Raw genomic sequence first — 24,939 nt, forward strand, 5'->3', positions numbered from 1 at the left:
ATTGCTTTTGAATGTATGAGCGAAATGGATCATGTGCATGACTAGCTTATAATTTCTTTACAGAAACAATGTTTTTTAGAAAATAGTGAAGAAAACATAATTTTAAAAAATAAAAACATCAACACTTAATATTTCAGTGATCTATTGATACAATAGATAATTGAAAGTACATAATTTGGGAGGTAATTAATTTGACACAAGGTGAAAAAATTTCAGTTACAAACGGAGTACTTAACGTACCAAACAATCCAGTTATCCCATTTATTGAAGGTGACGGAATTGGATCAGATATTTGGGCTGCGGCTTCACGTGTATTAGAAGCAGCTGTTCAAAAAGCATTCAATGGTGAAAAGGAAATTGTATGGAAAGAAGTACTAGCTGGTGAAAAAGCTTTTAACCAAACTGGTGAGTGGTTACCTGCTGAAACTCTAGATGTTATTCGTGAATACTTAATTGCAATCAAAGGACCTCTTACAACACCAATCGGTGGTGGAATTCGTTCATTGAATGTTGCACTTAGACAAGAATTAGATTTATTTACTTGCTTACGTCCTGTTCGTTACTTCCAAGGAGTACCTTCTCCAGTTAAGCGTCCAGAAGATACTGACATGGTTATCTTCCGTGAAAACACTGAAGATATTTATGCTGGTATTGAGTATGCAAAAGGATCTGAGGAAGTAGAAAAATTAATTAACTTCTTAAAAAACGAGCTAGGTGTTAATAAAATCCGTTTCCCAGAAACATCTGGTATTGGAATTAAGCCTGTATCTCAAGAAGGAACAAGCCGTCTTGTAAGAGCAGCAATTAACTATGCAATCGAGCACGGAAGAAAATCAGTAACACTTGTTCATAAAGGAAACATCATGAAATTTACTGAAGGTGCATTCAAAAACTGGGGATATGAGCTTGCTGAACAAGAATTCGGTGATAAAGTATTCACATGGGCTGAGTATGATCGTATTGTTGAAAAAGAAGGTAAAGATGCTGCAAACAAAGCACAATCAGATGCAGAGGCAGCTGGGAAAATCATTATTAAAGATTCAATTGCCGATATCTTCTTACAACAAATCTTAACACGTCCTCGTGAATTTGATGTTGTTGCAACGATGAACTTAAACGGTGATTATATTTCTGATGCTTTAGCAGCACAAGTTGGTGGAATCGGTATTGCTCCTGGAGCAAACATCAACTATGAAACAGGTCATGCGATATTTGAAGCAACACATGGTACTGCACCAAAATATGCTGGACTTGATAAAGTAAATCCATCTTCTGTTCTTCTTTCAGGAGTTCTTATGCTTGAACACTTAGGTTGGACTGAAGCGGCAGATCTAATTACAAAGTCTGTTGAGAAAACAATTGCTTCTAAAGTTGTAACTTATGACTTTGCTCGTCTAATGGATGGAGCTACAGAAGTAAAATGTTCTGAGTTTGCTGATGAACTAATTAAAAACATGGGATAATAAGAAAAGAAACACGCTTTATTAGTAAACGTTAAAGATGCAGGGGAGCTCTTTTGGTAGGTAGATTGAATGCAAACATTCTTCTAGGGACCTAAAGTAGTTCCCCTTTATTTGGATTTTAATCATATATTAAGGGGATGTTTATATATGGCTAATAAACGTAAAAAGGTTTCTGTTATTGGTGGAGGCTTCACTGGAGCAACCACTGCATTTCTATTAGGTCAAAAAGAACTGTCAGATGTTGTGTTAGTAGATATTCCTCAAATGGAAAACCCTACAAAGGGAAAAGCACTAGATATGTTAGAAGCAAGTCCTATACAAGGATTTGATGCAAACATAACGGGCACTTCAAATTATGAAGATACAGCTAACTCAGATATTGTGGTTATAACTGCGGGTATTGCTAGAAAACCTGGAATGAGCCGTGATGATTTAGTATCAACTAACGCTGGAATAATGAAAAGTGTCACAAAGGAAATTGTGAAAAACTCACCTGATTGTACAATTATTGTTTTAACCAATCCTGTTGATGCAATGACCTATACTGTTTATAAAGAATCAGGCTTTCCTAAGCACCGTGTAATTGGTCAATCTGGTGTACTTGATTCAGCAAGATTCCGTACATTTGTAGCACAAGAACTAAATTTATCTGTTAAAGATATAACAGGCTTTGTGTTAGGTGGTCATGGTGATGATATGGTCCCATTAGTACGTTACTCATATGCAGGTGGAATACCATTAGAGACTCTTATTCCAAAAGATCGTTTAGATGCTATTGTAGAAAGGACACGTAAAGGTGGCGGTGAAATCGTTAATCTATTAGGTAATGGAAGTGCATATTATGCACCCGCTGCTTCTCTAGTAGAGATGGTTGAAGCGATCCTAAAAGATCAACGCAGGGTTCTTCCAACAATTGCTTTTTTAGAAGGTGAATATGGTTTTGATGGTATTTACCTTGGTGTGCCGACAATTCTAGGTGGCAATGGAATAGAAAAAATTATTGAATTGAATTTAACAGAAGAAGAAAAAGCTGCTCTTCAACAATCTGCTGATTCTGTTAAACATGTTATGAAGGTATTATCATAATAAAGGATGAATATACTATAAATAGTAAGGCTCAGCGTTCAGAAATATTTGCCTGATAACTGTGAGAAATAATATGTTCACTTTAAGAAGAAAAGCAGTCACTAGATTTTCTAAAATGCTGTTTTCTTAAATTAACCAATGAAAATAGCCCATATTAAAGAAAGTTGGGGGAAATACCTCAATTTTCTTTTTTGTACATAAAATACATCCATAGTAATTGTAGCAGGAAGTAGATTTTTATCCTAAGAGAAAAGATAGGTGGAATATTAATGCTTCTAGGAAAGAAAAGAAAGCTAGGTAGACAAATAGGAGAAATAACTATTGGCGAAAAACTATCATTAACAGAGAAAATTGAAGATAAAGATATCCTGTTATATCTTGGTTTAACAAATGATGCTAATCCCCTGTATATTCAACATGATTATGCATCACAAACTCCTTATGAAAAACCACTTGTACCTAGTATTATGCTGACTGGAATTATAACAGCTGCTGTCTCAAAATATCTACCTGGTCCGGGAAGTCATATCTTAAAGCAAGAAATCGAATTCCTCAAACCAATATATCATTATAGTATTGTTCAATTTATGTTCGAAGTGACAGAAGTTTTTATTGATGAAAATAAAATTATTGTTCAGATTGTGGCTGTAAATGCTGATGAAGAGAAAGTATTAGATGGGAAAATTACCGTATGTCCCCCATGTAAGGTTACTCCGATCGAAGGAAAAGCGCTAGAAAATTTCTAGTGTATAATGTAGTTTAAACCCTGAATTATCTTATAAGAAAGTTCTGATAAAAGAGAGCTACTAAATGACTTCGGAATAAAGCCGAAGTCATTTTTATTAATCCTTAATCTACCTTTCTATTTTTTTTGAAACCAATAGTTGCTCTTTTTCACTAAAATTCGCTAGAATAGATATAACACATAGAGAGAAAAAGTTTTAGTTAATCATTAACTTGGATCATTCGAAGGGAAATATATACTTTGGAGGCTTATATGAGTAAGAAAATACTAGTAGTAGATGATGAACAATCTATTTCAACATTGCTAAAATATAATCTGGAACAAGCGGGTTATACTGTTATAACAGCATTGGATGGTGAAGAAGGCCTGCAAATGTGCATGAAAGAAGACCCTGACTTACTTGTATTAGATTTAATGCTACCGAAAATGGATGGAATAGAAGTTTGTAAACAGCTTCGTCAAAGGAAAATAATGGTACCTATTTTAATGTTAACAGCAAAAGATGATGAATTTGACAAAGTACTTGGTTTAGAATTAGGTGCTGATGACTATATGACAAAGCCATTTAGTCCTAGGGAAGTAGTTGCGAGAATAAAAGCCATACTTAGAAGGAGTCAAACTCAGATAGAACAACAAGAAACAAAAGAGTATGATGAGGAAAACCAAGTGATAATAGGTGATTTAAGGGTGTTACCAGATCATTATGAGGCTTATTATTCTAAAGAAAGATTGGATTTAACACCAAAGGAATTTGAATTACTTATCTATTTAGCCAAACATAAAGGTCGTGTCCTTACACGAGATCAGCTATTAAGTGCTGTTTGGAATTATGATTTTGCGGGTGACACTAGGATAGTTGATGTACATATAAGTCATTTGCGTGAGAAAATTGAACGAAATACAAAAAAACCATTATATATTAAAACAATTCGTGGTCTAGGTTATAAATTAGAGGAGCCAAAGGTGAATGAGTAGGTTTCGTTCCAGGTTTTTATTTGCTCTAACGACATTAATCATTGCCGTTCTGGTTGGATTAGGTTTATTATTGGGGCAAATTTTTGATAGCTATTATATGAATTCTTTTAAAGATGAGTTGAGAAAAGAAGCTTTGTTAGCAAAATCAATTTATTTAGATGATCAATTATCTGGAGAGTCAATTTCTAACCTTGTAGCTGAACTAAGTGAAAATTTCAATTCTCATATAACGATTATTGATCAAAATGATAAATTGATATTGGATGAAGGAGAAAACACCAATCATGACCATCAATTTTTGTTAGAGGAAATACTTCCGCTTATTAAAGATGAAGGCAAGGCTTTTTATTATACAGATAAAAATAATAATATAGCTTATTATAGTATCCCTCTAGATGAACAAAGTATTGATAAAGGTGTATTGATCATCAATTCATCTATAGACTCGTTAATTCGAGTCAATCAACAGATGTGGGGTATATTAGGTGCAAGTTTAGGGTTAGCATTTATTATTATTTTATTATTAGGTATTAGAATAACAGCACAATTTACACGCCCGATTGAATCTGCGACCCAAGTGGCAATGGAGCTTGCAAAAGGTAATTATAAAGCAAGAACATATGAAGATCATTTAGATGAAACAGGAATGCTTAGCCAGTCAATCAATATACTTGCTAGAAATTTACAAGACATGACAAGGGCACAGGAAATGCAGCAAGATCGTCTTCAGACATTAATAGAAAACATGGGTAGTGGACTGATTTTAATAGATGGAAGAGGTTATATCAATTTAGTTAATCTTGCATATAAAGAATTATTTAATGTAGATTCTGCAAAATTCCTTTACCAACTATATCATGATGCGTTTACACATCATGAAATTATCGAGATTGTTGAAGAAATTTTTATGACTGAGGTAAAGGTTAGGAAACAACTCCACTTGCCACTGGCAATTGAAAGAAGGCACTTTGAGGTTTATGGTGCGCCAATTATCGGGACAAATGATGAATGGAAGGGAATTGTCCTTGTTTTCCATGATATCTCAGAGTTGAAAAAATTAGAACAGATGAGAAAAGATTTTGTGGCAAATGTTTCTCATGAACTAAAAACACCAATTACCTCAATTAAAGGCTTTAGTGAAACACTATTAGATGGGGCACTAAGTGATAAACAAACTGCGGAATACTTTTTATCAATCATACTAAAAGAAAGTGATCGTTTACAATCACTTATCCAGGATCTTTTAGATTTATCTAAAATTGAACAGCAAGGATTTCAATTGTCTGTTCAAAATTGTGATTTAAAAGAGATTATAGAAGATATAAGAATTATGTTGGAAGGTAAAGCGAAAGAAAAAGAGGTAAATTTAACGATCCATTATCCGGAAGGCCTGGTCTTTATCGAAGGAGATATCTATCGTTTAAAACAAATTTTTATTAATTTAATTAGTAATGCGTTAACTTATACTCCTAAGGAGGGCTCTGTATCTGTTACTCTAGAAAATTTTGATGAACATACAATGATTACTGTATCAGACACCGGAATTGGGATTAGTACGGAAGAAATACCGCGAATATTTGAGCGTTTCTACAGAGTAGACAGAGCAAGAAGCCGAAACTCAGGAGGAACAGGTCTAGGGCTCGCAATTGTTAAGCACTTAGTGGAAGCACATAAAGGACAAATAAGTGTACAAAGTAAAATTGGAGAAGGAACGACCTTTTCAGTAAAATTATATAAAAAGTGGATTGATAAATAATCTTTTTTTGTATGTAAACAGGATAAAGGGATAAATCTGGTTATTTCGACATAATTTACAATTAATTTACACCAGATTTATTATTGCTTAATATTCAATTGGTATTATACAAAGTGAAAACCCCTTCATCCAAGGAGCCAATCTTTTGGACATGAGCACAACCTGCTCATGTCCCTTTTTTTATTTCATAGACTCTGTTAAACTTTGTTGTTGATTTTTGTTACAGGCATTCGCTTTCCGTGGGTGGTCCGGGAGCCTCCCTCGGCGCGAGCTTTTGCGAGGTCTCCCCTGGACACGCTTCTCCAACAGGAGTCTCATGCTGCCTTTTACTTCAACCAACAAAGTGCTAAAAATCAACATTAAGCTTTATCATAGCCATTTCATAAAGAATAAGTTTCTTATTATTGAGTCTAGATGTATACTTTTTCCCCTTACAATTGACATTGTTATTAATTCTAGTCTAATTACACAAAATCAAATGCAGGGACAATAACTGATTGAAATGATAAAACCTCGATAAAATAGTCGTACATTTAGTTTGTTTGTATAGAATGATAGAAAGAAAGAATTTAGAGAACTTGTAATAATACTGAAACCTTTTTGACATAAGTTCGTATTAAAGGTAAGCAAATAATCATCTAAATACATAGATGTAGAAAAAGGGTGGGGATAAGATGTTAAGTGTGAAGAGAATTTATAGCATAGTTGGATTTGTCTTTCTAATTGCCATCTTAGCAGTGATTGCATTTACTTCATGGTATACAGTTGATGAATCAGAACAAGCTGTCATGATTACATTAGGAGAAGTTGAGGAAGGGGTTAGTGAACCAGGACTTCATTTTAAATATCCTTGGCCTATTCAATCTGTTGAAGTGCTTTCAAAAGAAACCTTCAGTTTACAATTTGGGTATGAAGAATCTGAAGATGGTGATGTAAAGGATTTTCCTAAAGAAACTAAGATGATAACAGGTGACGAAAACATCGTTTTAGCAGACATGGTTGTTCAATGGAAAATAACAGATCCCGGTAAATATTTATTTAATGCAGAAAATCCAAAGGAAATGCTAGAGGATGCAACTTCTGCCAGCTTAAGAAGTATTATAGGTAGCTCTACTATTGATAACGCCTTAACATCTGGTAAGGTGGAAATTGAAAAGCAGGTACAGGAATTATTATCAACATTAATAAATGATTATGATATTGGGATTACTGTATTGGCTGTAAAGCTTCAGGATGTGGATCTGCCAAATGAAGAAGTTAGAAAAGCATTTACAAATGTTACAGATGCACGTGAAACGATGAATACAAGAAAAAATGAAGCGAATAAATATAGAAATAAGCGTACTGAGGAAGCACTTGGTGAAAAAGATGCGATTATATCAGCTGCTGAAGGTGATAAGGCTGCACGTATGCAAGAAGCTCGTGGAGATGTAGCTCAGTTTAATGCAATATATAACGAATACAAAGATGCTCAAGATATTACACGTAAACGTTTAGTTCTTGAAACAATTGATCAAGTATTGCCAAATGCTGAGGTATATATAATGGAGGATAACGGTAATACAATGAAATATCTTCCGATTAAGGATGCATCATCAACCACCAAACCTGTAGCACCGGTTGAACAGGAAGGAAGTGAAAAGAATGGACAATGATAACGTTGTAAACATGGACGAAAAAAAGCCTTCATTCTCTTTCAAAGGATATCTTCGTGGAGGTATAGTTTTATTAATTATCTTACTTATTCTCTTTATCACATTAACAAACTTATATATTGTAAAAGAAAATGAATATAAAGTTGTTCGTCAGTTTGGTGAGGTTGTTAGAATTATTGAAGAGCCTGGACTAAATTATAAAATTCCATTTATCCAGTCTGTTACAACATTACCAAAATATCAAATGACTTATAATGTTGAAGAAGCAGAGATTAATACAAAAGACAAAAAACGCTTAATCATTGATAATTATACAGTTTGGCATATTGAAGATCCTAAACAAATGATTTCAAATGCTCGAACAATTGTTAACGCTGAAACGAAGATGGCGGAGTTTGTTTTTTCAACAGTGCGTTCAGAGTTAGGGCAGTTAGACTATGATCAAATTATTAATGATGAGAAATCATCAAGAGGAAGTTTAAATGATCAAGTAACTGACATTGTTAATGAATTATTAGCAAAAGATGGATATGGCATCAAAGTAACAGATGTAAGAATGAAACGAACGGATTTACCTGCTGAGAATGAACAATCAGTATTTACCCGCATGATTTCTGAACGTGAATCAACGGCACAAGGATATCTTTCAAAAGGTGACGCAGAAAAAAATAGGATTATAGCAAATACCGATCGAGAGGTAAAAGAACTGTTAGCTGAAGCTAAGGCAGATGCTGAGATAATCCGAAGTGAGGGTGAAAAAGAAGCTGCTAAACTTTACAACACATCCTATTCAAAAGACCCTGAATTTTATGAGCTGTTTAGAACTCTTCAATCATACAAACAAACAATTAATGAGGAAACAGTTCTAATCATTCCATTTGATTCTCCGTATGCAAATTTACTTAAGGGTAGTGAATAAGTAACAATAATGAACCACAGTTTTCCTTTCTATTTGGACTCATGATAAAATAGAGGAAGGCTAAGGTTCTTTTTTTATTGGTGCTTCCCACTATTTTTCTATAAGGTTGTTGCTAATTAACTTGTACTTGAAATCAACAAAGTTTAAAGAGGATTTCTAGAAAAATGTAAAATTTGTATGATCATTAGCTAAGAAGACCTGAGAGACAAACATAATTAAGTAAATGATATGAAAAACCTATTTACAAGCTATTGGAGGATTAAAAATTGACTAAAAAGAAAATTGTATTGATTGATGGAAACAGTATTGCATATAGAGCGTTTTTTGCTTTGCCGCTACTAAATAATGATAAAGGTGTACATACGAATGCAATTTATGGATTTACTATGATTTTAATGAAGATACTTGAGGATGAAAAGCCATCACATATGCTTGTAGCATTTGATGCAGGAAAAACTACCTTTAGACACAAAACGTTTCAGGAATATAAAGGTGGTAGACAAAAAACTCCTCCTGAATTATCAGAGCAATTTCCCTTTATTCGTGAACTACTTGATGCTTATCAAGTATCACGATATGAGCTTGAGAATTATGAAGCCGATGATATTATTGGGACTCTTTCTAGGCAGGCTGAAAAGGATGGCTATGAAGTTAAGGTCATCTCAGGTGATAAAGATTTAACACAATTAGTTACAAATAACATAACAGTTGATATAACACGTAAAGGAATCACTGATGTGGATTCTTATACTCCTAGTTTTGTACAAGAGAAATATGGCTTAACTCCCGAGCAAATTATTGATATGAAGGGCTTAATGGGCGATACTTCGGATAATATTCCAGGTGTACCAGGTGTGGGGGAAAAAACAGCGATTAAGTTACTAAAGGAATTTGCGTCTTTAGAAAATGTATTAAATTCAGTTGATCAAATAAATGGGAAGAAATTGAAGGAAAAGCTTGAGGAAAATCGTGAACAAGCTTTAATGAGTAAAGAGCTTGCAACAATTGACTGTGATGCCCCAATCACAATTGGGTTAACGGAATTAGAGTATGAAGGATTTGACCAACAAAAGGTAGCAAATATATTTAAGGAACTTGGCTTTAATTCATTATTAGATAAAGTTGGGGAAGAAGAATCACAAGATATAGCTGTAGAAGAGATAGAGTTTAAGAATGTAACAGATCTTACGAAAGAAATATTAATCGATGAATCTGTGCTATATATTGAAGTTCTTGAAGAAAGCTATCACCAAGCTGACATCATTGGGATATCGATTGTAAATAAAAATGGATTATTTTATGTGCCAGCCGATACTGCTTTAACTTCTGAAGAGTTTAAAGCATGGGCGGAAGACGAGTCAAATAAGAAAATAGTTTATGATGGTAAGAAAACAACGGTTGCTTTAAATTGGAAGGGTATTTCATTAAAAGGAATTAACTTTGATGTATTAATCGCTGCTTATTTACTAAATCCTTCAGCAACCTTTGAAGATGTTTCAAGTGTGGCAAAGGTCAACGGACTCTCGATCGTTCAAACAGATGAAAGTGTTTATGGTAAAGGAGCAAAACGATCAATTCCAGATGTAGAGCAATTGAGTGAGCATATTGTTAGGAAAGGACAAGCTCTTTTCTTATTGAAAGAAACACTAGAAGATCAGTTAGCTGAAAATGATCAAACTTCTTTATTAAATGACTTAGAATTACCTCTTTCTCTTATTCTTGCAAAGATGGAAGCAACCGGTGTTAAGGTAGATATAGAACAGCTTAAAGGTATGGGAAAGAAGCTTGCTGAAAAGTTAAAATCGCTGGAAGAGAATATTTTTGAACAAGCTGGTGAATCTTTTAATATTAATTCTCCCAAACAATTAGGCGTGATTTTATTTGAAAAATTAGGTTTACCAGTTATGAAAAAAACGAAAACTGGATACTCAACATCAGCAGACGTTTTAGAAAAACTTGAAGACAAACATGAGATCGTAAGGGAGATTCTTCACTATCGTCAGCTTGGGAAATTGCAATCAACCTATATAGAAGGTTTATTAAAGGTGGTTCATAAGGATACGCATAAAATTCATACACGATTTAACCAGGTGTTAACAACAACAGGTAGATTAAGTTCAATTGATCCTAATTTGCAAAATATCCCTATCCGTCTTGAAGAAGGGCGTAAAATTCGTCAAGCCTTTGTAGCTTCAAATAAGGATTGGGTTATCTTTGCAGCAGATTATTCACAAATTGAATTAAGAGTATTAGCTCATATTGCTAATGATAAAAATCTTGTTGAAGCTTTTAGAAATGATCTTGATATTCATACAAAAACAGCTATGGATGTATTTCATGTTGAGCAAAATGAAGTTACTTCTAACATGAGAAGACAGGCAAAAGCAGTAAACTTTGGAATAGTTTATGGAATTAGTGATTATGGACTTTCACAAAATCTTGGAATTACCCGTAAAGAAGCGGGAGAGTTTATTAAACGATATTTAGAAACATTTGTTGGTGTTCAGGAATATATGGACGATATTGTGGCAGATGCAAGAGGAAAGGGATATGTTAAAACATTACTTCATAGAAGAAGATATATCCCAGAGCTTACAAGTCGTAATTTTAATATAAGAAGCTTTGCAGAAAGAACAGCGATGAATACACCGATTCAGGGAAGTGCAGCTGATATTATTAAAAAAGCTATGATCGATATGGCAGATCGTCTCAAACAGGAAAAGCTTCAAACAAAATTATTGTTACAAGTTCATGATGAATTAATTTTCGAAGCTCCAAAAGAAGAAATTGGGATTCTAGAGAAAATTGTGCCTGAAGTAATGGAAAATGCTGTTGAGTTAATTGTGCCATTAAAGGTAGATTATTCTTACGGTGATTCATGGTATGATGCTAAATAATAAATTTTAAATCTGTTTGAAAGATAATAAATCCCTCTCACAGTTAGGTAAGGGGGAGTGACTGGTCTAAAAGACCTTGAGCTCTACACACATACTATTGGAAAGTAAAGCCTCTTTAGATACCCTAGAGGCTTTATGTGAAGTTTCTCTTGGATCTTTATTGTGTTAGACAATTAGACTTAGTTCTAGAACATAGATAAAAGGAAGTGATGATATGCCAGAGCTGCCAGAGGTTGAAACTGTACGCCGCACATTGCTTCAGCTTGTAAAAGGAAAAACAATCGAAAACGTAACAATACATTGGCCCAAAATGATTAAAAAGCCAGAGGAACCAGATCAATTTGTGGATGCATTAATTGGTCAGACAATTCACGACGTTAACCGAAGAGGAAAATTTTTAAAATTTATATTAGATGACTATGTACTGGTTTCTCATTTGCGAATGGAAGGTAGATATGGATTGTTTGAGCAAAAAGAGGAATCTGATAAACATACACACGCCATATTTACATTTACTGATGAAACGGAGCTACGTTATCGAGATGTACGCAAATTTGGCACAATGCACTTATTTAAAAAAGGATTAGAAGAAAAGGAATTACCTCTTTCTCAGTTAGGTCCAGAACCATTTTCTAAAAATTTTACTGTATCTTATCTTGAAGAACGATTAAAGAAAACAGCTAGAAAAATTAAATCTGCTTTACTTGATCAAACAATTGTTGTTGGACTTGGAAATATATATGTTGATGAGGCATTATTTCGCTCTGGAATAAACCCTGAAAGAATTGCCAACACATTAACAAAAAAAGAGTATCACCTATTACATAGGGAAATCATTTTAACCCTAGAAGAAGCTGTTGCCCAGGGAGGCAGTACTGTGCGCTCTTATGTAAACACACAGGGTGAGATAGGTATGTTTCAACTACAGCTATATGTATATGGTAGAACAAATGAGCCGTGTAAAAAATGTGGGACAATATTAACAAAGACAGTAGTGGGCGGAAGAGGTACACACTTTTGTGAAAAGTGTCAGAAATAAATAATTTATAAAAGCGAGAAGCATTATTATGTTTTTCGCTTTTTTTCTTTGATGTGATTTATTTTCACTGATTTTAACATTTTTATGCCTACTTAGATTAAACAAAATTTAAAGTTTTATTTAATTCATATCAACCTAAAGCTAGCCATAAACTCAATACAGTTCTGTTTTCGAACTATTTTTAAGCAACAAGGTTTACTGAAAACAGCTCTTAGAAAAAACCTTCTTTAACATTATATAGGCTACTATCATACACTATGTTAGCAATTAGAAGGAAGGGGCTAGGCTTTATGGTTCAATATTTATCATTATTGTTGTTAGCATTCGCAGTAAGCTTAGATAGCTTTTCTGTAGGATTTACGTATGGGATGAGAAAAATGAGAATACCATTTAAATCGATCATTGTTATTGCTTGTTGCTCAGCAGCAACAATGCTTGGAGCAATGGTAGTTGGTGATTTGCTAACAAAGATATTTCCTATTTATGTTACAGAAAGGCTCGGCGGAGTTATATTAGTCCTAATTGGTATGTGGGTTTTATATCAATTCTTTCGTCCTGGAAAAGAACATTCAGAGGAAGCAGAAAAGATAGAAAAAACAGAAAAAACATTAATTAACTTTGAAATTAAAACACTAGGTATTGTCATCAATATTTTAAGAAAGCCAATGTCTGCAGATATTGATAAATCTGGAACTATAACGGGTATTGAAGCATTTTTGCTAGGCTTTGCATTATCACTTGATGCGTTTGGAGCAGGAATAGGTGCATCATTGCTAGGCTATTCCCCGATGATAATGAGTATTCTTGTTGCATTAATGAGCTCGTTATTTGTCTCAATAGGCATACATTCTGGAAATGTACTATCAAGATTTAGCTGGATGGACAAATTTTCTTGCCTCCCAGGTATCATTCTCATTATGATAGGAATATGGAAAATATAAGGATGTACTGGAGGAAATGGTTGTGACAATTGTCATTGGATTAACAGGTGGAATTGCAAGTGGAAAAAGTACGGTTTCTACTATGCTTCAAGAAAAAGGAATTCGAGTAGTGGATGCTGATCACATTGCAAGGATTGTAGTGGAGGTTGGTAAACCATCTTATAACCAAATTGTTGAAGAGTTTGGTATCGGAATATTAAAAGAGGACAAAACAATCAATCGAGAAAAGCTAGGGACAATCATTTTCTCTAATGAGAAAAAACGTCAAACGTTAAACAGCATTGTCCACCCAGCTGTAAGGAATGAAATGCTAAAACAAGTAGAAGAAGAAAAAAACAAGCAATCTAATGCTGTTGTTTTAGATATTCCTTTATTATTCGAAAGTAAACTAACATATATGGTTGATAAAACTCTACTTGTGTACGTAGATCAAGAAACACAGAAGAAAAGGTTAATGAAAAGAAATGGATACAATGAAGAAGAAGCTAAAATGAGATTGAACTCTCAGCTGCCATTACATGAGAAAAGAGAGCTTTCAGATTACATTATTGATAATAATGGTTCAATTGAATCAACGAAGAACCAGTTAAATTATCTACTAGAAAAGCTTCTCTAGGTGCAGAATTTTAACTATATAAAAGCTTGAGAACCAGGAGACTAGAAATAGTCTCTTTTTGAATGGAAAAAAATTAATAAAGAAGTTAAATATATCATTGTATGTGTTATACTTAATGTGAAAATAAAATAATTAGTATAACATATATAGTGAGAGGGGTAATATGATGAGAGCCAATATTGCAATAAATGGTTTTGGTCGTATTGGGAGAATGGTTTTTCGTAATGCAATGATGCAAGGTATGAATATAAAGGTCATTAATGCGAGTTATCCAGCAGAAACGTTGGCACATTTAATAAAGTATGACACAAATCACGGTAAATTCGACGGTAATGTGATTGTAGAAGAAGGTCAGTTAATTGTAAACGGTAGCAAAGTAATCTTAATTAATGAAAGAAATCCTGAGAATCTACCATGGAAACAATTGGGGATTGATATTGTCATTGAAGCAACAGGTAAATTTAATCACAGAGATCAAGCCATTCTTCACATTAAGGCTGGTGCTAAAAAAGTTATCTTGACCGCACCAGGTAAGAAGGAAGATCTAACAGTTGTTATGGGAGTAAATGAAAATAAGTATAATTCAGAGCAACATAGTATTATTTCAAATGCATCTTGTACGACAAATTGCTTAGCTCCTGTGATGAAGGTTATTGATGAAAATTTCATCGTCAAAAATGGCTTAATGACAACAATACACGCATATACAAATGATCAAAGAAACATTGATAATCCACATAAAGATTTACGAAGAGCAAGAGCCTGTGGGCAATCAATTATTCCAACTTCAACAGGTGCTGCTAAAGCTTTAGAGTTGGTGTTACCACAATTAAAGGGGAAGATGCATGGAATGGCATTGCGTGTTCCAACACCTAATGTCTCTTTAGTTGACGTAGTGGTAGATGTAGAGAAGTCTGTTTCTGTAGATAGCGTGAATTTAGCCTTTCAGCAAGCAGCAAAAGGCTCTCTAAAAGGAATTCTTGATTATACAAACGAACCTTTAGTATCAATAGATTTTAATACAAACCCTTTTTCAGCAATCATTGATGGTTTATCTACAATAGTTATGGCAGGTAATAAAATAAAAGTTTTAGCTTGGTATGATAATGAATGGGGATATTCATGTCGCGTGACAGACCTTACGATGATGGTTGAGAAAAAAATGAATCATATGATTGAGGTTTAAGCATTTACCTTTTGTATACGAACCGTCCAAATGGTCGTGATCATTCACAATCTGGACGGTTTTTTTATCTGAAAATCAGCATGAATAGAATAAAAATACATGAGAAAAATAGTAAGCGATTGCCCCTTAACTTTAATGATTAACAAAACTTTTTGAAAAAGTTTGTTGCAAAAGGTATATAAACAAAGTATACTATTTTTCGTGAACTTCTTATAAAAAGCCAAGGTGTTAAAGGCTACTTAAAGGGTTAGGACCTCTCTGGACTAACTTTCCCCCGTGGTAGTTACACATATACCATTAAGCAGAGAATTCATGTAAAAAAATAGTTAAAGGGGGATCCATTAATATGGAAACAATGGGTAGACACGTTATCTCAGAATTATGGGGATGCGATTTTGATAAGTTGAATGATATGGATTACATTGAAAAAACATTTGTAAATGCGGCATTAAAGTCTGGTGCAGAAATTAGAGAGGTTGCTTTTCATAAATTTGCTCCACAAGGAGTAAGTGGTGTAGTAATTATTTCTGAATCGCATTTAACAATTCACAGCTTTCCTGAGCATGGTTATGCAAGTATCGATGTTTATACATGCGGTGATTTAAATCCGAATATAGCAGCAGATCATATTGCTGAATCTTTAGGTGCTCAAACTCGTGAAAATATCGAGATTCCTAGAGGCATGGGTCCTGTTCAAGTAAAACAAGCTCAAGCAAAAGTTCTTTAATTTTCGACTAATATTGAACATTTAGTTAAGAGGTGTGGATTTATTTAATCCACACCTCTTTTTATTATTGCAAAATTTCAGTATGATAGTAGGTAGAATACTTTGGACACGACAAGTGAAAATTTTGATAAAGGGGTTAAAACATAATGAGTTTTGTAAACAAGCTTAAAGATATTTTTAGTACACATCAAGAAACGCGTGAAAATCATTATAATGAAGATCTGAAAAGTCATTATTATAAAACAACGTATAAAAATGCTTTACAATCTGTTAAAACGATTATTGAAGAAACACCAGGAATGACAATAACATCGATATCTGAAGATCGTGGTGAAATGAGTGTAAATATCGATCGACCAAAAAAAGGTTTCTTAATTGTAACAATCATATCTGTTCGTCCTTTTGAAACAGCAGTTGATTTTACAGCAACAACAAATACCGTCTTACCAACAGATTTTGGATATAGTAAAAAGGTAATTCTTGAGCTATATAAAAAGCTTGATAAAAAAGAAACATTTGTAGGAACAGGTAAAAGTGGAAGATAAATAAAAATTTTATTATATACTGGTACATACTAAGAAAAATAATGTTATTCCAATGAATGTAATTATTTGAGAAATTGATTGGAGTTGGGTTTTATGAAATGTCCTTCATGTCAACATAATGGGACAAGGGTATTAGATTCTAGACCTGTTGACGAAAGTAAATCGATAAGACGTCGACGTGAATGTGAAGAATGTCAGTATCGTTTTACTACGTTCGAAAAAGTTGAAGAAATCCCTCTAATTGTTGTGAAAAAAGAAGGGACTCGTGAAGAATTCAGTAGAGAAAAAATATTAAGAGGTCTAATTAAAGCGTGTGAAAAAAGACCTGTTCCATTGCAAATATTAGAAGATCTTGTTCATGATATAGAAAAAGAATTAAGAAACCAAGGTGTATCTGAAATAAACAGTGAGCATGTCGGTGAAATGGTCATGAATCGCCTTGCGGTAATCGATGAAGTTGCTTACGTTCGGTTTGCTTCAGTGTATCGCCAATTTAAAGATATAAATGTATTTATTGATGAATTAACAGATTTAATTAAAAAAGTAAGATAAAAAAGGAAGAGCTAGTAAAGAAAAATTTCTTATAGCTCTTTTTTCAGTGAGTTAGGAAATGGTCAACAAAAGTTAACCAATGCCTTAGAAAATGAAACAAAGTGATGAGCGAATATGTTTTGAAAGGTTTGAAGGGGATGGATCAGCATCATTGGAAAGAAATTCTTGCAATTGATCGTTACAAGGTGAAAAGTAATTCGGTTCTTAACGATCTTGATCGTAAGATTTTAACATTATTATATCAACCTTTGATTGGTTCAAAATGTTTTAGTCTTTACATGACACTCTGGGGAGAGCTTGAGCAAAGCAGGGTATGGAGTGTAGAAAAAACACATCATAGTTTGATGACAATCATGCAAAGCAATCTTCGGGACATATATCTTGAACGTATAAAGCTTGAAGGATTAGGTTTATTAAAAACCTATATGAATGAATCAGAGGGGTGTAAACGATACGTATACGAGCTTCATGCACCGTTAAAACCTAATGAATTCTTTCAAGATGGTGTTTTAAATGTCTACTTATATAATCGAGTAGGTAAAAATACTTTCCTACACTTAAAGCAATTTTTCTCAGATGATCGAATTGATACAGAGATGGGTGAGATCACGAAATCCTTCGATGAGGTTTTTGATTCTGGGCAATCTGCTGATATGATTGCAAAATTGAACAATGAGACATTGGAAGATTTAACATTGCAAGTAGACAAAGAATATATGCAAACTGAAACCCGGGCATCAATGGAAGTATCAGATCATGCGTTTGATTTCGACTTGTTTTTATCAGGTATTTCGAATGTGATTATTCCTTCGAAATCAATTACGGCTAATGTGAAGGATGTTATAAAGAAATTATCGTACCTTTATGGCATTAATGCTGTAGATATGAAAAATGTTGTCATGAATAGCATTGATCAAAATGATTCTATTGATATTGAAATTTTACGAAAGTCAGCACGTGATTGGTATCAATTTCAACATGGTGATGAACTACCTGGTTTGTTAGATAAATATCAACCTCTTCCGTTAAGGTCAGAAATGAAGAAAGAAAACCTTACAAAGGACGAAGAATTGATACTACAGTTAGAATCTATAACTCCAAGGAAATTTTTAATCGATGTTTCTGGTGGTGTTCCACCTAGTGCTGGAGATTTGAAAATTATTGAGGAAGTTATGATTAACCAAAAACTTCATCCTGGTGTTATAAATGTATTGATCTATTATGTTTTACTAAAAACGGATATGAAATTAACTAAATCTTATGTAGAAAAAATTGCTAGTCATTGGAAAAGAAAAGAAATAAAGACTGTAAAAGCAGCGATGGACTTAGCTAAAAGTGAGCATCGCCAATATCAACAATGGGCAGAGGAAAATGCTAATAAGAAAAAAACAAATTATAAAAAAGCTCCAGTTCGAAAAGAATTGTTGCCAGCTTGGCTTGATCAAGAACAAGAAAGTCCAAATAAAGAAATCGAATCAAAAAAACCAGATGAGAAAACAGATCTTGAGCGTGAACAATTTGAGCTTGAGAAAAAGAAATTATTTGATCGAATAAAGAATTACAAGGATAATAAAACAAAAGAGTAATCAATGCTGTTTTCAATAGCTTTTTTACGATTTGAAAGTTGAAATGAATAGGAATGAATTTGGCGGCATCTTTTCTTCATAGATTGTACCCTTTAGTGAAAAAAACTATCTCCACCACATAGATCAACAATCTTCCAGAAAAGAGCCTCAATTAAAGAAAGAACTGAGGTGAAAAAGAATGGAACATATGAGTAAATCTCTTAAAAAATTACAAAGTAGACCTGATTTTAAAGATCGATATAATGATTTAAGAAAACAAGTTCTAAATGATCCAGATGTACAAGCGTTTATAACCAATCATGCATCAGAAATTGAGAGTGGGATGATTGATCGAAGTATCGGTAAATTATATGAATTCACGAATCAAAGTAAAAACTGCAAGAAATGTCCTTCTTTATCACAATGTCAAAATTTATTGCAAGGATATCACCCTCGATTAATGATTGTTGGAAGAATGATTGATGTCCAATATGATAAATGTCCAACAAAGGAAACTCATGATGAGCGCAAAAAACATGAGTCTTTGATAAAGAGTATGTATATTCCGAAAGATATTTTAGAAGCTCAATTTCATAATATTGATGTTGATGTAGAAGAAACAAGTAGACTAAAAGCAATAGGTATCGCACAAGACTTTGTCGAGGAATACAATAAAGGTAAACGTCCAAAAGGTTTATATTTATATGGCTCCTTCGGGATTGGTAAAACATATATCTTAGGAGCGATTGCCAATGAACTGGCTTCACATCGAGTTTCGTCGATGCTCGTTTATGTTCCTGAGTTTATGAGAGAGCTAAAAGGATCTTTCCAAGATTCTTCTTTAGATGAAAAATTGGAAGCTGTAAAGAAAATACCTGTGCTGATGTTAGATGACATAGGTGCTGAATCTGTATCAAGCTGGATGCGTGATGAAATTTTAGGGACGATTTTACAATATCGAATGCTAGAAAATTTACCAACGTTCTTTTCGTCTAACTTTAATTTGAAGCAGCTTCAACATCATTTATCTGTATCACAGCGTGGTGAAGAAGAGCCAGTTAAAGCAGCTAGAATTTTAGAACGGATTAAACATATGGCGATTCCTATTGAGTTAATTGGGAAAAATCGAAGAGGCTAGAAGATTAACGCTTATGATGAAAAACATCTAAAATAATATTATAATTTGTAGACCAAATCGATCATTGATTTGGTCTATTAATTTATCTTAATAGAAAAAAATAATAAACAATAAAATAACATGTGAATTTTGTTTTCTCTACATTCTTTACTTCTAATTTTAAATGTTTCCCCATATACATAGAACCAGGTATTGGTAAAAAGGGGGGACAAACATGCTTGAGATTTTATTTTCGTCTCCGAAAGAGGCAAGAACAATTTACGCTATTTTTCGTTCCATTCGTAAAGAGTTCCTTTCAGAATTACAACTTATTAATGACGAGCTTATAAAAATTAGCCCTAAATCATGGGATGTATCATTAGAGCAAATTGTAATTCCTGGATTTATTCAATTTATTTTAGAATATAAAGAACATCAATTCATGCTCTCAATACTTAAAGAAGAATATTATTTTGTAGAAGAAATAGAACAGCAACATATTTTACAAATTGCCAATTCAATCATTGAAGGGGAAAGAACAGACATACCAAGAATTCAGGGATTATGCTCCCGTGATGAAGTACTCAAGGAGACCTTGGGGATGTTTTTAAAGCCTGAGTTGAATTTCTCATTTGCTTCGTTTCAAAAATTCCGTCTTCATCGATATATTGCTAGATTAAGAGAATATGTTGAAGTGGCCATTGAGGAGTACAAGCTAGAGCAAGAATATCAATCCTTTATCCAAAGCTTACGAGATTATCAATGTGAACAGAAATCTAAATTAGAGAGGATTTCAATTGTACATAAAGAGGGCTATGATGTTTATGATGATAATAAACATCATCTAAGTGATGCTCAACTAACTACTTATGTAGATCAAGGGTTTATTTATCAACATCCAATGTATATTGATTCGAATTTATTGGCTCCTTTAGTATCAATTGCACCAAAAGAAATTTGCATCTACACAAATGACTCACTAGATGGTATGATTCTAACAATTCAAAATATCTTTCAAGAAAAAGTGAGAATACATAGTTTAGCTGAATTTACATAATAATTATTATAGTGAAATGTCTGCTTGATTTTAGAACCAAAACAATTTATAATACGAATTAATTGAAAAAATCATCAGTATTGATAAGGACATGAGCTTGTTTATACGGTTTTACAGAGAGGGAAGGATATGCTGAAAACTTCCTAACACGATAAACAACCTTACCACCTTTAAACTTCAGCTGTGAACACGATGTTTAGTAATAGCTGACGGTCTTCCCGTTATCGATTTAAAGCCATATCTATTTTTTTGCGTTTTTCTTTAAATGCAAAATCAATGATTTAATTAGATATTGGGAATAAGGGTGGAACCACGATCCATTGACTAGAGTATAACTCGTCCCTTTTTTAGGGGCGGGTTTTATTTGTTTTTAAGGGGATTTTAGGAATGTCCAATAGCTGATAAACAATTTTAAAAGATACTTTTGCCGTATTGTAGATGTTAAGACTATGAGCCACTTATAAATAGAATGTAAACATGTGCTTTCCCTTCTATTTATAAGTGTCTTATACAACGGATCTAATTCAAGAGGCACAACTATTAAAGATGATAGAGGAGTGAACAAGGATGTCAGACGTTATAAAGATTGCGTTCCCAGACGGAGCTGTTAAGGAGTTTGCTAAAGGTACCACAACTGAAGATATTGCGGCATCCATAAGCCCAGGTCTAAAAAAGAAATCTTTAGCTGGAAAATTAGATGGTCAAGTAATCGATTTACGTACACCTATTCAACAGGATGGTGCGATTGAAATTGTTACACAAGATAGCGGAGAAGCGCTTGAAATCATGCGTCATTCAACTGCACATTTAATGGCCCAAGCAATAAAGAGAATATATAAAGATCAATCTGTAAAGCTAGGTATTGGACCTGTTATTGAAAATGGTTTTTACTATGACATTGACATGGAGCATGCAATAACACCAGAGGATTTGCCCGTTATTGAAAAGGAAATGAAGAAGATTGTAAATGAAAACTTAGATATTACACGAATTGAAGTAACTCGTGAAGAAGCTAAGCGTCGATATGAAGAATTAGAAGATCCACTAAAGCTTGAGCTTCTAGAGGTAATTCCAGAAGGTGAAGCAGTATCTATTTATGAGCAAGGTGAATTTTTCGATTTATGTCGTGGAGTACATCTTCCTACAACAGGGAAAATCAAGGAATTTAAACTACTTAGTGTCGCTGGTGCTTACTGGCGTGGAGATAGTAAAAATAAAATGCTGCAACGTATTTACGGAACAGCCTTTTTTAAGAAAGCTGATTTAGACGAGCATCTACGTATTCTTGAAGAAGCAAAAGAGCGTGATCATCGTAAGCTTGGTAAGGAGTTAGGCTTGTTTGCTACATCACAAAAGGTAGGACAAGGTTTACCATTATGGCTTCCAAAGGGTGCAACTATTAGACGAATTGTAGAACGTTACATAGTTGACAAAGAAGAGCGACTAGGCTATCAGCATGTATATACGCCAGTTCTAGGTAGTGTTGAGCTTTATAAAACATCAGGTCACTGGGAGCATTACCAAGAAGATATGTTTCCGAAAATGGAGATGGATAATGAGGATCTAGTACTTCGCCCAATGAATTGTCCTCATCATATGATGATTTATAAAAATGATATTCATAGCTACCGTGAATTACCTATTAGAATTGCTGAATTGGGAATGATGCACAGATATGAAATGTCAGGTGCTTTAACAGGTTTACAGCGTGTTAGAGGAATGACATTAAATGATGCACATATTTTTGTACGCCCAGATCAAATCAAAGATGAGTTCATCCGTGTTGTTCGTTTAATCGAAGCGGTTTATAAAGACTTTGGTATTGAAAAATACTCATTTAGATTGTCGTATCGTGACCCAGAAGACAAAGAAAAATATTTTGACGATGATAGCATGTGGGAAAAAGCACAAAGCATGTTAAAAGGTGCAATGGATGAGTTAGGTCATGATTATTTTGAAGCAGAAGGAGAAGCTGCATTTTATGGTCCTAAGCTTGATGTTCAAGTAAGAACAGCACTTGGCAAAGATGAGACTCTTTCAACTGTTCAACTTGACTTCTTACTACCTGAGCGATTTGATTTAACATATGTGGGTGAAGATGGTAAGCAGCACCGACCAGTAGTCATCCATCGTGGAGTTGTATCAACAATGGAACGTTTTGTTGCTTTCCTTATTGAAGAATACAAAGGGGCATTTCCAACTTGGCTTGCTCCAACTCAAGTTCAAGTCATTCCAGTGTCTCCTGGTATCCATCTTGATTATGCTAAACAAGTACAGGAAGAGCTTCAAGAAGCTGGATTACGAGTTGAGTTAGATGCTCGTGATGAAAAAATCGGCTATAAAATTCGTGAATCACAAATGCAGAAAATTCCTTACATGCTTGTAGTAGGCGATAACGAAATCGCAGAAAAAGCTGTTAATGTTCGTAAATATGGTGAGCAAAAATCTGAAACACTTGCGTTTACTGAGTTTTTACAGAGCATAACAAATGAAGTAAAAAGATAAGAATAGTTTTTTAGTACAATGAGTTGCAGCAGAAAACACTTGATTTTAACAGTAATAAGAGCTTTTAAATAAAAGTGTTGCGGAATGATCATTGGTCTGATAGAATAACATATGTTGTTGAAATAAACATATAGCATCTACTTGCAATATCTTTTGTTCGATGTTATAATGTTCAAGGTAATTGAATAGTCTTTCATATATACAAGTAGAAGCACCCGCTTCTCACCTGATTGACACATCCGTTTGTAGTTGACAGGTTGCGATGAATTTTTATATACAATCGTAGTGTGGGTGTTTATACATCCGCACTTTTTTATTTTACAATAAAAAAACCAAGATCTATCTACAATTAAACGGATTTGAAAAACTACTATTCAGTTTGATAAAACCTTGGAGGTGGCTAATTATTAGCAAAGATATGATGGTAAATGACGGAATCCGCGCACGTGAGGTTCGTCTGATCGGTGCCAATGGAGATCAGCTTGGAATTAAATCTCGTCAAGAGGCGTTAGAAATTGCTACTAGAGCTAACTTAGATTTAGTTTTAGTTGCACCAAATGCAAAGCCTCCTGTATGTCGCATCATGGATTACGGAAAATTCCGTTTTGAACAGCAAAAGAAAGACAAAGAGGCTCGTAAAAATCAAAAGATCATTAATTTAAAAGAGGTTCGTTTGAGCCCAACTATTGATGAGCATGACTTTAACACTAAGCTTCGAAATGCACGTAAGTTCTTAGAAAAAGGCGATAAAGTAAAAGCTTCTATCCGTTTCAAAGGCCGTGCCATTACACATAAAGGAATTGGTCAAAAGGTGCTTGATCGATTCTCAAGCGAATGTGCAGACTTAAGTACAATTGAGTCTCATCCAAAAATGGATGGTCGTAGCATGTTCTTAGTATTAGCACCGAAAAACGAAAAGCAATAATTCTTAAGGAGGAATCCCTTATGCCAAAAATGAAAACACACCGTGGAGCTGCGAAACGTTTCAAAAAGACCGGATCTGGTAAACTTAAACGTTCACATGCTTACACTAGTCACTTATTTGCTAACAAATCTACAAAAGCTAAACGTAAACTACGTAAATCAACTGTAGTAAGCAAAGGCGATTTCAAACGCATTCGTCACTTATTAGACAATATTAAATAATCGGAACATCGTAATATAGGAGGGAATTTACATGCCAAGAGTAAAAGGCGGTATCGTTTCACGTAAACGTCGTAAAAAAGTATTAAAATTAGCTAAAGGTTATTTCGGTTCTAAACATACATTATACAAAGTTGCTAACCAACAAGTAATGAAATCATTAATGTATGCTTACCGTGACCGTCGCCAGAAAAAACGTGACTTCCGTAAGCTTTGGATTACACGTATCAATGCAGCTGCACGTATGAATGGTCTTTCTTATAGCCGTTTAATGCATGGCTTAAAGCTTGCTGGTATCGAAGTAAACCGCAAAATGCTTGCTGATATAGCTGTAACAGATGAAAAAGCATTTGCTCAATTAGCTGACGCTGCAAAAGCTCAACTAAGCAAATAATATATAAACATAAAAGAGTTGATTCCTAAGTGGATCAGCTCTTTTTTTGCTTCGTT

22 protein-coding genes and 1 other annotated feature are annotated in these 24,939 nt (G+C 33.9%); all 22 genes read left to right on the top strand.

Annotated features, from left to right (window positions below):
• Positions 1 to 191: 191 nt before the first annotated feature.
• The 22 genes from icd (at position 192) to rplT (ending at position 24,883) form a co-directional block, all read left to right on the top strand.
• The gene (icd, locus tag JOC75_RS17945) at positions 192 to 1,463 is read left to right on the top strand and encodes an NADP-dependent isocitrate dehydrogenase (protein WP_204955390.1); all 1,272 of its coding nucleotides are present in this window, start codon (positions 192 to 194) and stop codon (positions 1,461 to 1,463) included.
• A 147-nt stretch (positions 1,464 to 1,610) separates the two neighbouring features.
• Positions 1,611 to 2,549: a malate dehydrogenase gene (gene mdh / locus JOC75_RS17950; protein WP_204955391.1), complete on the top strand. Its 939-nt coding sequence runs from the start codon at positions 1,611 to 1,613 to the stop codon at positions 2,547 to 2,549.
• 269 nt (positions 2,550 to 2,818) lie between these two features.
• Positions 2,819 to 3,295 carry a MaoC/PaaZ C-terminal domain-containing protein gene (locus tag JOC75_RS17955; protein ID WP_204955392.1) on the top strand — a complete coding sequence of 159 codons (477 nt, stop codon included), beginning with the start codon at positions 2,819 to 2,821 and terminating at the stop codon, positions 3,293 to 3,295.
• Positions 3,296 to 3,546: 251 nt separating this feature from the next.
• Positions 3,547 to 4,269, top strand: coding sequence for a response regulator transcription factor (locus JOC75_RS17960; protein WP_204955393.1), 723 nt, complete (start codon positions 3,547 to 3,549; stop codon positions 4,267 to 4,269).
• Positions 4,262 to 6,025 (top strand): two-component system histidine kinase PnpS, encoded by a 1,764-nt coding sequence (gene pnpS, locus JOC75_RS17965; protein ID WP_204955394.1) that lies wholly within the window; start codon positions 4,262 to 4,264, stop codon positions 6,023 to 6,025. The genes JOC75_RS17960 and pnpS overlap by 8 nt, the downstream gene beginning before the upstream one ends.
• A 674-nt stretch (positions 6,026 to 6,699) precedes the next feature.
• On the top strand, positions 6,700 to 7,680 hold the full coding sequence (gene hflK, locus JOC75_RS17970) for an FtsH protease activity modulator HflK (protein ID WP_204955395.1): 981 nt from the start codon (positions 6,700 to 6,702) through the stop codon (positions 7,678 to 7,680).
• Positions 7,670 to 8,599 carry a protease modulator HflC gene (hflC, locus tag JOC75_RS17975; RefSeq protein ID WP_204955396.1) on the top strand — a complete coding sequence of 310 codons (930 nt, stop codon included), beginning with the start codon at positions 7,670 to 7,672 and terminating at the stop codon, positions 8,597 to 8,599. The genes hflK and hflC overlap by 11 nt, the downstream gene beginning before the upstream one ends.
• A 266-nt stretch (positions 8,600 to 8,865) precedes the next feature.
• The gene (gene polA, locus JOC75_RS17980) at positions 8,866 to 11,496 is read left to right on the top strand and encodes a DNA polymerase I (protein WP_204955397.1); all 2,631 of its coding nucleotides are present in this window, start codon (positions 8,866 to 8,868) and stop codon (positions 11,494 to 11,496) included.
• A 214-nt stretch (positions 11,497 to 11,710) separates the two neighbouring features.
• Positions 11,711 to 12,535 carry a DNA-formamidopyrimidine glycosylase gene (mutM, locus tag JOC75_RS17985; RefSeq protein ID WP_204955398.1) on the top strand — a complete coding sequence of 275 codons (825 nt, stop codon included), beginning with the start codon at positions 11,711 to 11,713 and terminating at the stop codon, positions 12,533 to 12,535.
• A gap of 290 nt (positions 12,536 to 12,825) precedes the next feature.
• Positions 12,826 to 13,476: a sporulation membrane protein YtaF gene (gene ytaF / locus JOC75_RS17990; protein ID WP_204955399.1), complete on the top strand. Its 651-nt coding sequence runs from the start codon at positions 12,826 to 12,828 to the stop codon at positions 13,474 to 13,476.
• A 22-nt stretch (positions 13,477 to 13,498) separates the two neighbouring features.
• Positions 13,499 to 14,092, top strand: coding sequence for a dephospho-CoA kinase (gene coaE, locus JOC75_RS17995; RefSeq protein WP_204955400.1), 594 nt, complete (start codon positions 13,499 to 13,501; stop codon positions 14,090 to 14,092).
• 166 nt (positions 14,093 to 14,258) lie between these two features.
• Positions 14,259 to 15,278, top strand: a complete 1,020-nt coding sequence (locus JOC75_RS18000) for a glyceraldehyde-3-phosphate dehydrogenase (RefSeq protein ID WP_204955401.1) — start codon at positions 14,259 to 14,261, stop codon at positions 15,276 to 15,278.
• A gap of 346 nt (positions 15,279 to 15,624) precedes the next feature.
• Positions 15,625 to 16,005 carry an adenosylmethionine decarboxylase gene (gene speD / locus JOC75_RS18005; protein WP_204955402.1) on the top strand — a complete coding sequence of 127 codons (381 nt, stop codon included), beginning with the start codon at positions 15,625 to 15,627 and terminating at the stop codon, positions 16,003 to 16,005.
• Between the two features lie 146 nt (positions 16,006 to 16,151).
• Positions 16,152 to 16,550 carry a cytosolic protein gene (locus tag JOC75_RS18010; protein WP_204955403.1) on the top strand — a complete coding sequence of 133 codons (399 nt, stop codon included), beginning with the start codon at positions 16,152 to 16,154 and terminating at the stop codon, positions 16,548 to 16,550.
• A 93-nt stretch (positions 16,551 to 16,643) separates the two neighbouring features.
• On the top strand, positions 16,644 to 17,102 hold the full coding sequence (gene nrdR / locus JOC75_RS18015; RefSeq protein WP_204955404.1) for a transcriptional regulator NrdR: 459 nt from the start codon (positions 16,644 to 16,646) through the stop codon (positions 17,100 to 17,102).
• Between the two features lie 137 nt (positions 17,103 to 17,239).
• Positions 17,240 to 18,688: a replication initiation and membrane attachment family protein gene (locus tag JOC75_RS18020; protein WP_204955405.1), complete on the top strand. Its 1,449-nt coding sequence runs from the start codon at positions 17,240 to 17,242 to the stop codon at positions 18,686 to 18,688.
• Between the two features lie 178 nt (positions 18,689 to 18,866).
• The gene (gene dnaI / locus JOC75_RS18025; RefSeq protein WP_204955406.1) at positions 18,867 to 19,805 is read left to right on the top strand and encodes a primosomal protein DnaI; all 939 of its coding nucleotides are present in this window, start codon (positions 18,867 to 18,869) and stop codon (positions 19,803 to 19,805) included.
• 214 nt (positions 19,806 to 20,019) lie between these two features.
• A complete protein-coding gene (gene ytxC / locus JOC75_RS18030) occupies positions 20,020 to 20,841 on the top strand; it encodes a putative sporulation protein YtxC (protein ID WP_204955407.1) in 822 nt (273 codons plus the stop codon).
• A gap of 567 nt (positions 20,842 to 21,408) precedes the next feature.
• Positions 21,409 to 23,346, top strand: coding sequence for a threonine--tRNA ligase (gene thrS / locus JOC75_RS18035; RefSeq protein ID WP_204955408.1), 1,938 nt, complete (start codon positions 21,409 to 21,411; stop codon positions 23,344 to 23,346).
• Between the two features lie 197 nt (positions 23,347 to 23,543).
• Positions 23,544 to 23,667, top strand: a sequence feature (ribosomal protein L20 leader region).
• An 82-nt stretch (positions 23,668 to 23,749) separates the two neighbouring features.
• Positions 23,750 to 24,271 carry a translation initiation factor IF-3 gene (infC, locus tag JOC75_RS18040; protein ID WP_168714488.1) on the top strand — a complete coding sequence of 174 codons (522 nt, stop codon included), beginning with the start codon at positions 23,750 to 23,752 and terminating at the stop codon, positions 24,269 to 24,271.
• A 20-nt stretch (positions 24,272 to 24,291) separates the two neighbouring features.
• Positions 24,292 to 24,492: a 50S ribosomal protein L35 gene (rpmI, locus tag JOC75_RS18045; RefSeq protein WP_066326889.1), complete on the top strand. Its 201-nt coding sequence runs from the start codon at positions 24,292 to 24,294 to the stop codon at positions 24,490 to 24,492.
• Between the two features lie 31 nt (positions 24,493 to 24,523).
• The gene (rplT, locus tag JOC75_RS18050) at positions 24,524 to 24,883 is read left to right on the top strand and encodes a 50S ribosomal protein L20 (RefSeq protein WP_146949269.1); all 360 of its coding nucleotides are present in this window, start codon (positions 24,524 to 24,526) and stop codon (positions 24,881 to 24,883) included.
• Positions 24,884 to 24,939: the final 56 nt, after the last annotated feature.

This window comes from Metabacillus crassostreae (assembly GCF_016908395.1).
Taxonomy (GTDB): Bacteria; Bacillota; Bacilli; order Bacillales; family Bacillaceae; genus Metabacillus; species Metabacillus crassostreae.